Origin of the sequence: Streptomyces callyspongiae (genome assembly GCF_047200695.1) — a bacterium.
Classification (GTDB): domain Bacteria; phylum Actinomycetota; class Actinomycetes; order Streptomycetales; family Streptomycetaceae; genus Streptomyces.
Genome location: NZ_JBJZOM010000002.1, coordinates 217,688 through 232,918 on the forward strand (window position 1 = coordinate 217,688; position 15,231 = coordinate 232,918).

General features: G+C 73.1%; 12 protein-coding genes. 3 read left to right on the forward strand and 9 right to left on the reverse strand.

Annotation, left to right across the window (positions count from 1 at the left end; genetic code table 11):
- Positions 1-18: 18 nt before the first annotated feature.
- The gene (locus tag ACL06G_RS02695; RefSeq protein ID WP_412785034.1) at positions 19-849 is read right to left on the reverse strand and encodes a sulfurtransferase; all 831 of its coding nucleotides are present in this window, start codon (positions 847-849) and stop codon (positions 19-21) included.
- A gap of 116 nt (positions 850-965) precedes the next feature.
- On the opposite strand from ACL06G_RS02695, the gene ACL06G_RS02700 reads away from it, so the two are divergent.
- Positions 966-1,757, forward strand: coding sequence for a VOC family protein (locus tag ACL06G_RS02700; protein ID WP_412785035.1), 792 nt, complete (start codon positions 966-968; stop codon positions 1,755-1,757).
- 26 nt (positions 1,758-1,783) lie between these two features.
- Here the strand turns inward: ACL06G_RS02700 and ACL06G_RS02705 are convergent, their stop codons facing one another.
- From ACL06G_RS02705 to ACL06G_RS02720, 4 genes are all read right to left on the reverse strand, one after another.
- Positions 1,784-2,521, reverse strand: coding sequence for a thymidine kinase (locus ACL06G_RS02705; protein ID WP_412785036.1), 738 nt, complete (start codon positions 2,519-2,521; stop codon positions 1,784-1,786).
- Between the two features lie 56 nt (positions 2,522-2,577).
- Positions 2,578-3,804: an alkaline phosphatase family protein gene (locus ACL06G_RS02710; RefSeq protein WP_412785037.1), complete on the reverse strand. Its 1,227-nt coding sequence runs from the start codon at positions 3,802-3,804 to the stop codon at positions 2,578-2,580.
- Entirely contained in the window at positions 3,801-4,397 is a 597-nt protein-coding gene (locus tag ACL06G_RS02715; protein WP_412785038.1) for a DUF5998 family protein, read from the reverse strand. Before ACL06G_RS02715 ends, ACL06G_RS02710 begins: the two co-directional genes overlap by 4 nt.
- 76 nt (positions 4,398-4,473) lie before the next feature.
- Entirely contained in the window at positions 4,474-7,173 is a 2,700-nt protein-coding gene (locus ACL06G_RS02720) for a bifunctional acetate--CoA ligase family protein/GNAT family N-acetyltransferase (RefSeq protein WP_412835321.1), read from the reverse strand.
- Between the two features lie 94 nt (positions 7,174-7,267).
- Between ACL06G_RS02720 and ACL06G_RS02725 the strand changes: the two genes are divergently transcribed.
- Positions 7,268-7,555 carry an HPr family phosphocarrier protein gene (locus tag ACL06G_RS02725; RefSeq protein WP_412785040.1) on the forward strand — a complete coding sequence of 96 codons (288 nt, stop codon included), beginning with the start codon at positions 7,268-7,270 and terminating at the stop codon, positions 7,553-7,555.
- A gap of 26 nt (positions 7,556-7,581) precedes the next feature.
- Here the strand turns inward: ACL06G_RS02725 and ACL06G_RS02730 are convergent, their stop codons facing one another.
- From ACL06G_RS02730 to ACL06G_RS02740, 3 genes are all read right to left on the reverse strand, one after another.
- Complete coding sequence (locus tag ACL06G_RS02730) at positions 7,582-8,382, reverse strand: murein hydrolase activator EnvC family protein (RefSeq protein ID WP_412835322.1); 801 nt, start codon at positions 8,380-8,382, stop codon at positions 7,582-7,584.
- A 226-nt stretch (positions 8,383-8,608) separates the two neighbouring features.
- Positions 8,609-9,979: a M16 family metallopeptidase gene (locus ACL06G_RS02735; RefSeq protein WP_412785100.1), complete on the reverse strand. Its 1,371-nt coding sequence runs from the start codon at positions 9,977-9,979 to the stop codon at positions 8,609-8,611.
- 29 nt (positions 9,980-10,008) lie between these two features.
- Entirely contained in the window at positions 10,009-11,358 is a 1,350-nt protein-coding gene (locus ACL06G_RS02740; protein WP_412785042.1) for a M16 family metallopeptidase, read from the reverse strand.
- Positions 11,359-11,563: 205 nt separating this feature from the next.
- Here ACL06G_RS02740 and ACL06G_RS02745 point away from each other — a divergent pair, with 205 nt between their 5' ends.
- Positions 11,564-14,017, forward strand: coding sequence for a DNA gyrase/topoisomerase IV subunit A (locus ACL06G_RS02745; RefSeq protein ID WP_412835323.1), 2,454 nt, complete (start codon positions 11,564-11,566; stop codon positions 14,015-14,017).
- Positions 14,018-14,062: 45 nt separating this feature from the next.
- Here ACL06G_RS02745 and ACL06G_RS02750 read toward each other — a convergent pair whose 3' ends face one another.
- On the reverse strand, positions 14,063-15,202 hold the full coding sequence (locus tag ACL06G_RS02750) for a CobW family GTP-binding protein (RefSeq protein ID WP_412835324.1): 1,140 nt from the start codon (positions 15,200-15,202) through the stop codon (positions 14,063-14,065).
- Positions 15,203-15,231: the final 29 nt, after the last annotated feature.

Genomic DNA, 15,231 nt, shown 5'->3' on the forward strand with positions numbered 1-15,231 from the left:
GAAGGCGGGCACCGCGGTTCACCCCGGCTGCGGCCCGGTGGCGACCGGCCGTGAGGGATCGGCGCACCACTCGCTCCACGACCCCGGATAGAGCGCGGCGTCCACGCCTGCCTCGCTCAGGGCGAGCACCTCCTGCGCGGCCGACACGCCGGAGCCGCAGTAGACGCCCACCCCGGTGCCGGAAGTGGCGCCGAGTGCCGCGAAATGCTCACGCAGCCGGGCAGGGGGCAGGAAGGTGCCGTCCCCGCCGACGGTCTGCGTCGTGGGTGCGGAAAGGGCACCGGGAATGTGCCCGGCCACCGGATCGATGGGCTCCGTCTCGCCCCGGTAGCGCTCCCCCGCCCGGGCGTCCAGCAGCACTCCGCTGCGCGCCAGATCCGCCGCGGCATCCGCGTCGAGGGTGGGAAGTCCTCCGGGCACCGGGACGAAGTCGCCTGCCTCCGGTTCGGGCACCTCACGGGTCAACGGCCCCTGCCAGGAGGCCAGTCCGCCGTCCAGGACGCGTACGTCACGGTGGCCGGCCCAGCGCAGCAGCCACCACGCGCGTGCGGCGGACCAGCCCCGCGCGGCGTCGTACACCACGACACCGCGGCCGGCAGAGACGCCGGCGCGGCGCATCGCGGCACCGAAGGCTTCGGGGTCGGGCAGCGGGTGGCGTCCCGTCGCCGACCCGACCGGGCCGGCGAGTTCGCTGTCGAGGTCCACGTACACGGCACCGGGCAGGTGCCCCTGGAGGTACTCCGGACGGCCCGGCGGCCCCCCGAGGTTGTAGCGCGCGTCCAGCAGCACGGGAGGGCGGGGGCCGTCCAGTTCGGCTGCGAGCCCGGAAGCGGAGATGAGTGCGGTCATGGGTCCATCCTTGCGCACCGGTCCGGCACTCCCTGCAACGGTGCGGGCGCCGGCAGTATCCTCCTTCCTGCCGGGGGTACCGCGGAAGGGCCTCCCCGAGGGGACCGGGAGAGCAGTTGACGCAGACGCAGGGTACGCGAAGGCAGCACACCCACGGAGCCCCCTGCTGGGCCAGTGTGATGGTCCACGACCCGGTGGCCGGTCAGGAGTTCTACCGGGGGCTGTTCGGTTGGGAGTTCACCGTCCGTCCCGAGCGTGCGGGCCCGTACGTCAGGGCGACGCTGGACGGACGGGAAGTGGCCGGGATGGGGACGGCACCACCCGACGTCGGGTATCCGGTCACATGGATGCCCTACCTGGCCAGTGACGACGTGGACGCCACCGCCGAACTGATCCGGCACTGCGGCGGCACGGTAGCGGTGGGACCGCTGGACGCGGGCGAGGCCGGCCGCATGGTGATCGCGGCCGATCCCGACGGAGCCGTGTTCGGGGTCTGGCAGGCAGCCGCGGCGGACGGGCCGGGCGTGACGGGGAGCGGCGCCGCGGGCGTGCCGACGTGGCTGGAGCTGGTCACGCACACCACCGCCGGACCGGCCGCCTTCTACCCGGCGCTCTTCGGGTACACCGCGAAGCCGTCGCCGGGCGGGAACGAGGACCGGGTGACGCTGTACCTGGAGGGCGAGCCGGTGGCCACGGTCCGCGCGACCGACCCGGAGCAGCCGTCCGTGCACGGCCCCCACTGGAGGACCGGCTTCGCCGTCGACGACACGGAGGCCTCGGTGCGGCGGGCCGTGGAGCTGGGCGGCCGTCCGGTGCACCCGCCGCACCGGACGCCGTACGGCATCCGGGCGACCGTGGCGGACCCGGAGGGCGCCCGGTTCAGTGTGCTCCAGCGCACGGGCGACTGAACCGCATCGCTGCACCGGCCCGCACGTCAGGAGGAACGGCGCGGGGCGACGACGTCCGCCCGTGGTGCCGGAGCGCCTCCGGCGGTCCCGGTCGGCGTGCCCCGCGGGGCCGACTCGACGGGCAGCACGTCCGGGGACAAAGGCGCCGCACCGGCGGTGGCGGCGGTGAGCCTTCTGCGGTGGTGCCGGCGGCACAGCACCTCGTAGCCGATCTCCGCGGCCTGCCCGCCCCTTCCGCCGATGTCGCCGACCACGACCTGGGCGCCCTCCACGACCATACGGCCGTCGACGGTGCGCGCGTTGTGCGTGGCGCGCGCACCGCACCAGCACAGCGCCTCGACCTGCAACACCTCTATGCGGTCCGCGAGTTCCATCAACCGCTGGGAGCCGGGGAAGAGCTTGGTGCGGAAGTCGGTCGTGATGCCGAAGGCGAACACGTCGATGCCGAGGTCGTCGACGATCCGGGCGAACTGGTCCACCTGTTCCGGGGAGAGGAACTGGGCCTCGTCCGCGATCACGTAGTCGGCGCGGCCTCCCGCGGTCAGGTGGCGTACGAGGTGCAGGTGGAAGTCGAACTCCTCGTCCGCCTCGACCGCTTCGGTGACCAGCCCGAGCCGGGAGGACAACCGCCCCTCCCCCGCCCGGTCGTTCCGGGTGAAGATCATGCCGTGCAGGCCGCGCGCGGACCGGTTGTGCTCGATCTGCAGCGCCAGGGTGCTCTTGCCGCAATCCATCGTGCCGGAGAAGAAAACCAGCTCGGGCATGGAGGAGACGGGCCTTTCGTCGGGTCGGGGGCGGGGAGGCGGGGGTGGAGAGGCGGTCAGCCGCGCACCTCGAGCAGGGGGACGAACTGCTCGGCGGGGGTGACGGAGCCGTGCATGCCGACGAGGGCCGACTCCTTGGGTTCCCGGCGGGTGGCGACGATCGCGGCGTCGGCGTCCATCGCGACGACCACGTCACCGATGCGTCCGAGGACGCGCTCCTCGACGTCCGGGCCGAACCAGCCCAACGCGACCGCCTCCTCGCGGGAGGCCACCCAAGCCCGGTCGGCCAGCACCTCGCGCCACACGGCGGCGACGTCACCCGCCGCGCCGGGCACCGCGTAGAGATGGCGCATCCGTCCCTCGCCGCCGAGGACCGCGACGCCGGCGCTCAGCTCCCAGTCCTCGTCGAAGTCGAACCGGGCGTCGCCCGTGAGGGGCACGTCGACCATTCCATGGTCGGCGGTGACGTAGAGGACCGAGCGGGGTGGAAGCTGTTCGGCGAGTCGCTCGGCGAGCCGGTCGACGTACTGGAGCTGCCCGCGCCAGGCGTCGGAGTCGATGCCGTAGCGGTGGCCGTGGCCGTCGAGTTCCGCGTAGTAGGTGTACACCAGGGTGCGGTCGGCGGCGCCGAGCCGTTCGGCCGCGGTGTCCATGCGGTCCTCGGCCGGCAGGCGCCCGACGAAGGTCCCGCCGGACAGGGCGACGGTGGTCAGCGGGGTGTCGGCGAAATGCGGCGCGGTGACCTGGCAGGTCGCCACGCCCGCGGCATGGGCCCGCTGGAAGACGGTCGGATACGGCTGCCACAGGTGCGGATCCGTCCACGGGCGCCAGCGCAGCTGGTTCATCAGCTCACCGCTGTCCGGGTTCCGCACCGCGTACCCGGGGAGACCGTGGCCCCCCGGCGGCAGACCGGTGCCCACCGACGCCAGCGACGTGGCGGTGGTGGACGGAAAGCCGCTGGTCAACGGCTTTCCGGTGTGTCCGAGCGAGCTCGGCAGCAACGAGGTCAGGAAAGGGGCCTCTTCGGGGTGGGCCGCGAGTGCCTCCCAGCCCATGCCGTCCACCAGGAACACGCAGACGCGGTCGGCCGGATCGAGCGGGAGCGCGCCGGCGCAGCCGGGGACCCCCATGCCGGAGACGACGGTGGGCAGCAGGTCTGCCAGGGAGCCGTCGCCGTAGCGGGGAACGGGTGCGGTGCGCGGGTCGAGCGGCTCCGGTTCCCCCCGGTCGCCGGCGCCCGCCGGCCCGTCTGCGGCGGAAGGCCCCGCGTCGGGAGGTGTCACCGGTGGGCACCCGGCCGGTTCGCCGTCGCCTCGGAGAGGGCCTGGGCGAACGCCAGGGCCTGCCGCACCGTCTCCGGCCCGTCACCGGCCTCGCTGACACGCAGCGAGAGGTCGTCGGCAGTGGTCGAGCCGGTGTAGCCGTGATCCGCCTCGCAGTTGGGATCCGTACAGGTGGCAGGCTCCAGGTCGATGCGGGAGACCGCGCCCCAGCCGATCGTGAGCACCACCTCGCGGGGGAGAGTGCCGGGTGTGTACGACTCCGGGTCGGCGACGACGCGGGAGAGCACCACCGAGGCGATCCGCTCCAGCTTCACCGACTCGGTGGACGTGGTGGCGTAGGGGGAGGCGGAGGTGCCGTCCGCCGGCTGCTCGTCGGTGTGGCTGACGAGGAAGCGAGTACCGGTGAGGACCAGGACGGTGACGTGGCGACGGATCTCGTTCGCGTCGAACGTCGTCTCCTGGTGGACCAGGTACGAGGTGACCGGTTCGCCGCCGACGGCCGCCTCCACCGCCTCGGCGACCAGCGCCGGGTAGTAGCCGCTGCGCTCGATCGCCGAGCGCAGTCCCTGGGTCGTCGTGCCGGTCTTCGCCATGCGCACCATCCTAGGCCCTTTGCGCTCCGCCGAGGCCGGGCCCGGGGCGCCGGCCCGGCAGACCGCGCCCGGGCGCTCAGTAGGCGGGAAGGGTGCGGCGCCCCAGGTCGGCACGCGGTGGCGGCTCCGCGACGCGGACCGCGGCGCCGAGCACCGTCAGGCCGCGCGGGGCGACCACCACCGGCTCCAGGTCGACCGCCACGACCTCGGGATGGTCCTCGAGCAGGCGCGACACGCGGAGCAGCAGGTCCTCCAGGGCGTCCGTGTCGACGGGCTGCGCACCGCGCCAGCCGAACAGGAGGGGTGAGGAGCGCAGAGCCCGGACGAGCCCGGAGACGTCGCGGTCGGTGGCGGGGATCAGGCGGTGGGCGGTGTCGCCGAGCAGCTCCGAGGGAGCGCCTGCCAGACCGAAGGAGAGCACCGCGCCGACGGAGGGGTCCACAGCGGCCTGGACCACGGTGTCCACGCCGCGGGGGGCCATGGCCTGGACGACGGGCCGCAGCTCCCGGGGGCTTCCCAGGTCCGCCGTGAGTTCCGCGTAGGCGCGGCGGAGCTGCTGCTTGCCCGACAGGTCGAGCCGTACGCCCCCCAGGTCCGCGCGGTGGCGCAGGTGGGGAGCGGTGGTCTTCAGCGCGACGGGGTAGCCGAGCCGGCGTGCGGCGGCCACCGCCTCGTCGGGGGTCCCGGCGGGAGCGGTGGGCTGCACCGCGACGCCGTAGTGGCCGAGGAGGGCGGCCGTGTCGGCCGGGTCCAGCGGGACGCCGGGGTGGTCCTCCTCCCCTTCGCCGCCGCGTGCGGCCCGGGCCACCAGGCGGTGGGCGGCCGCCTCGTCGGCATCGAACTCCGGCAGGCGGCCGGGGGTTCGGGCGTCCCTGCGCCAGGCGGCGTGCCGTGCGGCGTGCGCGAGTGCGCGCACCGCGCGCTCGGGCGCCGGGTAGCTGGGAACACCGTGTCGGGCCAGGGCGCCGTCGAGTCCCTCGAGGGCGAGGTGCACGACCGCGAGGGGCTTCCCGGCGCCTTCGGCGGCATCCGCGAGGGCGGCGGCGAGTTCCGCCGCGGGGATGGCGCCGACCCCGGGGATGGCGGTGACGACGACGGCGTCGCTGCCCGTGTCGGCGAGCGCCTCGCGAACGGCGTCCGAGAAGTCCGCGACAGTGGCCGAGGTGGTGAGATCGCGGCCGGGCAGCGGCCGCAGCCCGTCGGTCAGGCAGGCGTCGTGGGTCAGGAGGTTCAGCGATTCGGTGTTGCCCAGCACCGCGATCCGCGGCCCCGCCGGCAGCGGTTGGGAGGCGAGCAGAACACCGGTGTCGACCTGCTCGGTGACGGTGTCGACGGTGATGACGCCGGCCTGTCGCAGCAGGGAGGACACGGTGGCGGCGGGCGTGTGCGAAGCGGGCGCCGCGTGGCCGGGCGGCGGTGCGCTGCCGCTGTGCCGGGCGCCCTTCACGACCACCACGGGCTTGCGCGTCGAGAGGCGCTTGGCGATGCGGGTGAACTTCCGTGGATTGCCGATGGACTCGAGATACATCAGCGCGATGTCGGTGTCGGGGTCCTCGTCCCAGAACTGCAGCACGTCGTTGCCGGAGACGTCGGCGCGGTTGCCCGCCGAGACGAACGTGGACAGTCCGGTCCCGCGGTGGTGCAGCCCTTCGAGCAGCGCGATCCCGATGGCGCCGGACTGGGTGAAGAGTCCGACCCTGCCGCGCCGGGGCAGGCGGGGCGAGGGAGTGGCGTTGAGCTGGACCGAGGGTGCGGTGTTCATGATGCCGAGCGCGTTGGGGCCGATGACGCGCATGCCGTACGACCGCGCGTGCCGGACGAGTTCCCGCTGACCCTCGCGGCTGAAGTCCGCCGAGAGGACGACCAGTCCCTGCACGCCGTGCTCGCCGCAGTCGTCGACGACGGGCGCGACGCGGTCGGCCGGCACCGCGACCACCACCAGGTCGACGCTCCCGGGGATGTCGCGCACCGAGCGGAACGCGGCCGCCCCGGCGAGTCCGTCGCCGTCCCGGAGCGCGTGGTTCACCGCGTGCACGCTTCCGGTGAAGCCGGCGGCGCGGAGGCTGTCGAGCACGGTGCGTCCGGCCCCGCCCGGGCCGCGGCTGACCCCGACGACGGCGACCGAGGTGGGTGCGAGCAGCCGCTGCACCGAACGCCCCTCCGCCCGCTGCTCCCTGGCGTGCATCACCGCGAGCGAGCGTTCGGTGGGCTCGAGGTCGAAGGTCAGGTGGACCGAGCCGTCCTCGAAGCTGCGCCGCTGGGAGTAGCCGGCGTCCGTGAACACTTTGACCATCTTGGTGTTGGCGGGCAGCACCTCGGCCGAGAAGCGGCGGATGCCCCGCTCCCTCGCCACGGCGCCGATGTGCTCCAGCAGCGCGGAGGCGAGCCCCCGGCCCTGGTGGGCGTCCTGCACGAGGAACGCGACCTCCGCCTCGTCCCCCTCCCCGCCGTCGGTGCCGGACGATGCGGGCAGGCCGCCCGCGCCGATGCGGTCGTAGCGCACGGTGGCAATGATCTCGCCGCGCACCGTGGCGGCGAGACCGACACGGTCGACGTAGTCGTGGTGGGTGAACCGGTGCACGTCCCGGTCGGAGAGACGGGGGTAGGGGGCGAAGAACCGGTAGTACTTCGACTCGTCGGACACCTGCTCGTAGAAGGCGACGAGCCGTTCCGCGTCGTCTTCCGTGATGGGCCGGATCCGTGCCGTGCCGCCGTCGCGCAGCACGACGTCGGCTTCCCAGTGGGTGGGGTAGGCACGCTCCGCCGGAGTCCGCATGGGCACAGCGTACGACCGGGGCGGCGTAGTGTCGTGGGACGGTGCGCCGGTGCCCGGCGCCCCGACATGCCTCGGGAGAGACCAGGAGGAGATCATGGCCGAACGCCGCATCGCCGTCGGCTGGGCGGAGGGGCTGCACGCCCGCCCCGCCGCCCTCTTCTGCCGCGCGGCGACCGCCCTGGGGGTGCCGGTGACCGTACGCAGGGGCGAGGGGGCGGCCGTGTCCGCGTCGTCCATGCTGGGGGTGCTGGCGCTGGGCGCGGAGCAGGGGGACGAGATCGTGCTCGCCTCGGAGGGCGACGGCCCGGCGGAACGGTCCGCACTGGACCGGTTGGCGAAGCTCGTCACCGAGGGGCTGGAGGCCCTGCCCGACGAGGCCTGAGCCGCGCCGCGCCGTACCGCCGCCCGTCAGACGGCGATGCCGTACCTGCGCAGGTAGGCGAGCGGGTCCACGTCCGAGCCGTAGTCCGGGCCGGTCCGCACTTCGAAGTGCAGGTGGGGGCCGGTGGTGTTGCCGGTCGATCCCGACAGGCCTATCTGCTGCCCCGCGGACACCTGCGCACCGACGCCGACGGAAACCGACGAGAGGTGGCCGTACTGCGTGTACATCCCGTCCCGGTGGCGGATCACGACGTTGTAGCCGTAGGAGCCCGACCATCCCGCTTCCACGACCTCGCCGACGGCGACGGAGCCCACGCGGGTACCGGACGCGGCGTGGAAGTCGACACCGGTGTGGGCGCCGGAGGACCACTGGCCGCCGCCGGCACCGTAGGCGGTGGAGACGTAGGAGCCCTGTACCGGAAGGACGTGGCGGCGCAGCGCCGCGCGTTCGGCGGCACGTTCCGCGCGGGCCTCCTGTGCCCGTTCGCGGCGTGCCTCGGCACGCTCCGCCGCCTCCTGCGCGGCGTGGGCGGCTGCCGCGCGCCGCTGGGTCCGGGCCTGTCCGGCGAGCGACTCGGCGAGGGACTCGGCGACACCGGCCGCGTCGTCGAGCCCGACGTCGGCGACCAGGACACGGTCGGCGCCGGCGGGTGCCTCACCCGCGGTCGCCGGGCCGGGAACGGCGGCGGCCGGAGTGGTCAGGGAGCCGACGGCCGCGGTGGCGAGCCCGGCCACGCCGACGATCCTGGCACGCGTGCGGCGGGTGCGGCCGGGGCGACGAGGGTTCCCGGGCGTGCGCTTCCTCCCGGGGCCAGAGTTGGACGCCATGCTGCGTCGGGCTCCTTTCCGGCTCCACGCAGGCCGCGGTCGCGGCACGTCGGGCGTGGGCCGGGGAGACGCTAGAGGGGTCGCCTGTCAAGCACCAAACGGAAACGGTTGGTTGTCGCCGACGCCACATCCGGCACCGGACGTCCGGGAACGAAACGGACACAGCGCGGCTCCCCGGTGCCGCCCGGACGCCGGGGAGCCGCGCTCGGTCGCGCGCGTCCGGCGGTCAGCTCCCGGACACCACGGACACCTCGCCGATGCCGAGCTCGCGTACCGGACCCGCGATCTGCTCGGCGTCACCGACCAGGATGCAGACCAGCCGGTCCTCCGGGAAGGCGTTCACGACCGCTGCCGTGGCCTCCACCGTGCCCGTCTCGGCGAGACGGGCGTACAGGGTCGCCTGGTAGTCGTCCGGGAGGTGCTGCTCGACCTGGTCGGCGAGCGTGGCCGCGACCGCAGCGGCAGTCTCGTACCGCAGAGGCGCCACGCCCACGAGATTGCGGACCGCGAAGTCCCGCTCCTCGTCGGTGAGTCCGTCCGCGGCGAGCGTGCGCAGCACCTGCCACAGGTCGGCGAGCGCCGGGCCGGTCACGTCCGTGGCGACGGATCCGCTGACCGCCAGCAGCGCCGCGCCCGTGCCGTCCGGAGCGGACCGCAGTACCTGCCCGAAGGCCCGGACGCCGTAGGTGTAGCCCTTCTCCTCACGCAGCACCCGGTCCAGGCGGGAGGTCAGCGTCCCGCCGAGGCAGTAGGTGCCGAGAACCTGGGCGGGCCAGACAGGGTCGTGCCGGTCCGCGCCGGCGCGCCCGATGAGCAGCTGCGTCTGGACGGCACCCGGGCGGTCCACGATGACGACCCGGCCGCGGTCGTCGGCGGTGACCGGCGGAACCGGCCGCGGTTCGGCGGCCGCCCCGGTCCAGGCGCCCAGCGTGTCGGCGAGGGCCGCGTCGAGCTCGATCCCGGTGAGGTCCCCCACCACGACCGCGGTGGACGTCGCCGGTCGCACATGCTGCTCGTAGAAGGCGCGCACCGCCGCGGCATCGATGCGCTCCACGGTCTCCTCGGTGCCGAGCCGGGGGCGGGAGAAGCGGGAGTCGGCCGGGAACAGCTGCCGGGACAGCTCCTTGGCCGCGCGACGTGCCGGGTTGGCCAGCTCGTGAGGGATCTCGTCGAGGCGGTTGCGCACCAGCCGCGCGACCTCGTCCTCGCGGAAGGCAGGGGCGCGCAGCGCGTCCGCCAGCAGCCCGAGGGCCTTGGAGAGACGCGAGGCGGGCACCTCGAGCGACACGCGGACGCCCGGGTGGTCGGCGTGCGTGTCGAGCGTGGCGCCGCAGCGCTCCAGTTCGGCGGCGAACGCCTCGGCGTCGAGCTTGTCGGTCCCCTCGGCGAGTGCCCGCGCCATGATGGTCGCGACGCCGTCGAGCCCCTCGGGTTCGGCGTCCAGCGGCGCCGGCAGGTTGACCTCGACGGCCACGACCTTCTGGCCCGGACGGTGGCAGTGCAGCACCGTCAGACCGTTGGGGAGGGTGGCCCGCTCGGGAGCCGGGAACGCCCACGGCTTCGGCTCGCCGCCGCGGGGTTGCGGGTGGAAGTCCATCGTGACGCCTGCGGTCTCGGTCGTGTTGCTCACTGGCCGGTCTCCTGGGCTGTGGTGTCGGTGGTCTCGGTGGTCTCCTCGGGCGCCGTCGGCTCGTACACCAGGACGGCCCGGTTGTCCCGGCGCAGTCGCGCTGCGGCCACCTCGCGCACCTCCTCGGCGGTGACGTCGAGCACCCGTGCGACGGCGGTGAGGGCGAGCTGCGGATCGCCGAAGAGGACCGCGTAGCGGCAGAGTTCGTCGGCGCGGTCGCCCACCGTGGCCAGCCGGTCGAGCCACTCCCGCTCGAGCTGGGCCTGGGCGCGCTCCATCTCCTCCTCGCTGGGGCCCTCCGCGGCGAACCGGGCGAGCTCGTCGTCGACGGCGGCCTCGATGTCGGCGATGTCGGCGCCCGCGGAGGCCTTGACGTCGAGCCAGCCGAGGGAGGGCGCTCCCGCGAGCCGCAGCAGGCCGAATCCGGCGGTGACCGCGGTCTGGTCCCGGCGCACCAGACGGTTGTGCAGCCGCGAGGACTCGCCGCCGCCGAGCGCCGTCAGCGCCAGGTCCGCGGCGTCGCACTCGCGTGCGCCGTCGTGCGGCAGGCGGTAGGCGGCCATCAGGGCGCGGGAGGGCACGTCCTCGTGGAGCACCTCCCGCTCCTCCTCGCCGAGGACGTCGGGCAGCGAACCGTCGTGCGGGGGCTGCTTCCCGCCGTGCCCGGGAATGGAACCGAAGTACTTCTCGATCCAGGCGAGCGTGGCCTCCGGGTCGATGTCGCCGACGACGGAGAGCACCGCGTTGTTCGGCGCGTAGTAGGTGCGGAAGAACTGCCGGGCGTCCTCCAGCGTGGCGGCATCCAGGTCCGCCATCGATCCGATGGGCGTGTGGTGGTACGGGTGGCCCTCCGGGTACACCATGGCGGTGAGCCGCTCGAAGGCGGTGCCGTACGGCACGTTGTCGTACCGCTGGCGGCGCTCGTTCTTCACCACGTCCCGCTGGTTCTCCATGGACTCCTCGTCCAGGGCCGCCAGCAGCGAGCCCATCCGGTCCGCCTCCAGCCAGAGCGCCAGCTCCAGTTCGTGGGCCGGCATGGTCTCGAAGTAGTTGGTGCGCTCGAAACTGGTGGTGCCGTTCAGCGAGCCGCCCGCACCCTGCACCAGCTCGAAGTGGCCGTTGCCGGGAACCTGGCGGGAGCCCTGGAACATCAGGTGCTCGAAGAGGTGCGCCAGGCCTGTCCGCCCCTTCACCTCGTGCCGGGAGCCGACGTCGTACCAGAGGCAGACGGCGGCGACAGGGGTCAGGTGGTCCTCGGAGAGCACCACGCGCAGGCCGTTGGCCAGCCGGTGCTCGGTCGCTGTGAATCCGCCCGTGGCGGACGGGGGCGTGGCCGTGTGACCCATGGGCGAGGAGTCCCTTCGATCGCGAGAGGTGATTCTTCCCGTCACTGTATGCAAGCGCACGGACGACGAGCGAAGTTCCCGTACGGTACGTGCCCAGGGGAACCACGATCGGGCCGCGCGCCCGTGTGACGGACCCACGCGCCACAATGGTCCGCATCGGATCCACCTCGTCGACGACCACCCGCACGAAGGAGCGACCGCCGCGATGGCCCGCCGCAGTACGAAGACCCCGCCTCCGGACGACTTCGAGGAACGCGTCCTCGACATCGACGTCGTGGACGAGATGCAGGGCTCCTACCTGGAGTACGCCTACTCGGTCATCTACTCGCGCGCCCTGCCGGACGCCCGCGACGGCCTGAAACCGGTGCACCGCCGGATCCTGTACCAGATGCACGAGATGGGTCTGCGCCCCGAGCGCAGCTACGTCAAGTGCGCGCGCGTCGTCGGCGAGGTGATGGGAAAGCTCCACCCGCACGGCGACTCGGCCATCTACGACGCCCTGGTGCGCATGGCGCAGTCGTTCTCGATGCGGGTGCCGCTGGTGGACGGGCACGGCAACTTCGGGTCCCTCGGCAACGACGACCCACCGGCCGCGATGCGGTACACCGAGTGCCGCGCCACGCCTGCCGCGGGCCTCATGGTGGAGTCCATCGACGAGGACACGGTCGACTTCCGCCCGAACTACGACGGCAGCGAGTCCGAACCGCTCGCCCTCCCCTCGGCCTACCCGAACCTGCTCGTCAACGGTGCCTCCGGCATCGCCGTGGGCATGGCGACGAACATGGCACCGCACAATCTGGGCGAGGTCGTCGCGGCCGTCCGGCACCTGATCAAGCACCCCGGCGCGGACCTCGAGACGCTGATGCGCTTCGTCCCCGGGCCGGACCTGCCCACCGGCGGGAGGATCGTCGGCCTGGAGGGCATCCGGGACGCCTACGCCAAGGGCCGCGGCTCGTTCAAGATGCGCGCCACGGTGTCCGTCGAACAGGTCACCGCACGCCGCAAGGGCCTGGTCGTGACCGAACTGCCGTTCGCCGTCGGCCCGGAGAAGGTCGTCTCCAAGATCAAGGACCTCGTCAACGCGAAGAAGCTGCAGGGCATCGCGGACGTCAAGGACCTCACCGACCGCGAGCACGGCCTGCGCCTGGTCATCGAGATCAAGAACGGTTTCAACCCGGAGGCCGTACTCACCCACCTCTACAAGCTGACGCCGATGGAAGAGTCCTTCGGCATCAACAACGTCGCCCTGGTGGACGGCCAGCCCCTCACCCTCGGGCTCAAGGAACTGCTCGAGGTCTACATCGACCACCGGTTCGAAGTGGTGCGGCGGCGGAGCGAGTTCCGCCGCCGCAAGCGGCGCGACCGGCTCCACCTGGTGGAGGGCCTGCTCGTGGCCCTGCTCGACATCGACGAGGTCATCCGCCTGATCCGCGCCAGCGACGATGCGGCGGAGGCGAAGCGGGCGCTGCAGGAGAGGTTCCAGCTCTCCGAGATCCAGACGCAGTACATCCTGGACACGCCGCTCCGCCGGCTGACGCGCCTGGACAGGATCGAACTGGAATCGGAACGGGATCGGCTGCGCGAAGAGATCGCAGACCTGACGAAGGTCCTCGACTCCGACGCCGAACTGCGCAAGCTGGTCTCCTCGGAACTGGCGGCGGTGGCGAAGAAGCACGGCACCAAGCGGCGCACCGAGCTGCTCGAGTCCGCGGACGCACCCGCCGCCGCGATGCCGCTGGAGGTCGCGGACGACCCGTGCCGGGTGCTGCTCTCCTCCACCGGTCTGCTGGCACGCACCGAGAACGGCGACGGCGGCGTCGCCCCCGGAACGCAGACCGCGCGCGCCAAGCACGACGTGATCGTGTCCGCGGTACCGGCGACCACGCGCGGCGAGGTGGGCGCGGTGACCTCCACCGGCCGTCTGCTGCGGCTCACCGTGGTCGACCTGCCGCAGCTCCCGAGCACCGGCGGCACCCCGAACCTGGCAGGCGGCGCGCAACTCTCCGAGTTCCTGACGCTGGAACCCGACGAGTCACTGATCTGCCTGACCACCTTGGACGAGTCGTCCCCCGGGCTCGCGCTCGGCACGGCGCACGGCGTGGTCAAGCGGGTGGTGCCGGACTATCCGGCACACAAGGAGGAACTCGAGGTCATCACCCTCAAGGAGGACGACCGGATCGTGGGAGGCGCGGAACTGCGCACCGGCGAGGAGGATCTGGTGTTCGTCTCCAGCGAGGCGCAGCTACTGCGCTACCCGGCCGGGCAGGTGCGCCCGCAGGGCCGTGCCGCAGGCGGCATGGCGGGAATCAAACTCGGCGAGGGAGCACGGGTCGTGTCGTTCGGTGCCGTGGACCCTGCCACGGACGCCGTGGTCCTCACCGTCGCGGGCTCGGGCGAAACCCTCGACGAGGGAGCCACCTCGACCAAACTGACACCGTTCGACCAGTTCCCGCGGAAGGGAAGGGCGACCGGCGGCGTGCGGTGCCAGCGCTTCCTGAAGGGCGAGGACAGACTGACGTCCGCCTGGGTCGTGGCGGCGCCCGCCCGGGCGGCCACACGGAACGGTGAGCCCGCGGAACTGCCGGAGCTCGATCCGCGGCGCGACGGCTCCGGGGTGCCGCCGGCCTCGGAGGTGTCGGCACTCTGCGGACCGGTGTAGCGCCGGCACCGCACGCCCCGTACTGGCCCGCCCCTGAACGGTCGTTCAGGGGCGGGCCAGTTCGTCCTCGTCGAGACCGTCCCACTCGTCCGCGCCGTCGGCGTCGCCGACGCCGGGCTGCTCCGGTTCCCCCGCCGCGGAATCGTCGACGTACCGCAGGATCCCCCACAGCGCGTGCCGGTCGGCGGTCGTGGTCCCGCCCCCGTGCGTCACGCACGCCGAGAGGCCCGCTCGGAGTGCGTCCCCGTCCACCCCGGAGCCGATGAGCACCAGTTGCGTGCCCGGCGCCCCCGCGGACGCCCGCCCGACCGGAGTGAAGCGCAGGAACCGGCCGACGGCGTGCACCGCATACCGGTGCACCGGGTCCACCGCCCCGAAGTCGACGAACCCCTTGATGCGGTAGATGCCGACGGGACGCTGGTCCAGGAACTCCAGCAACCGTCCCGGCTCCAGCGGATCCCGGGAGGTGAACTCCACGCTGTCGTAGCCGGAATGGACGTGTCCGCACCCGTCGTCGTCCTCGCTGCCGTGCGGGCCCTCCCGGAGCAGCATGTCGAAGGAGAGCTGTTCTACGGCGGGGCGCTCCCGCTCGACCCGGTCGAACAGCAGCTCGGGGTCGATGCGACCGTGGGCGGCACGGACCACCGGTGCGGCGGGGCTCAGGCGTCTCAGGCGCTCCGCCAGTTCCTCGAGTTCGTGCACCCCGGCACGATCGGTCTTGTTGAGCACCACCAGATCGGCGGCCCGCAGGTGACGGTCCAGTTCGGGGTGCCGCTCCCGCGTCGCCCGGTGCTCAGCGGCGTCCACCACCTCCACCAGGCCCCCGTACACGATGTGCGGGTTGCGGCTCGCGAGGATCATCCGGATCACGGTCTCCGGCTCGGCCAGCCCGCTCGCCTCCACGACGATGACGTCCATGCGCGTCGACGGCCGCGCGAGGACGTCCAGGACCTCGTCCAGATCCTCGGTGTCCACCGCGCAGCACAGGCACCCGTCACCGAGCGAGACCATCGAGTCCACCTGGCCGGCCACGGTCATGGCGTCGATCTCGATACTGCCGAAGTCGTTGACCACGGCACCGATGCGGGTGCCGCCGCTGGTACGCAGCAGGTGGTTCAGCAACGTGGTCTTTCCGGATCCGAGGAACCCGGCCAGCACGACGACCGGAATCCGGCGGGTCGTCACGGCAGACCTCCAGCACGACGGGACGCGAC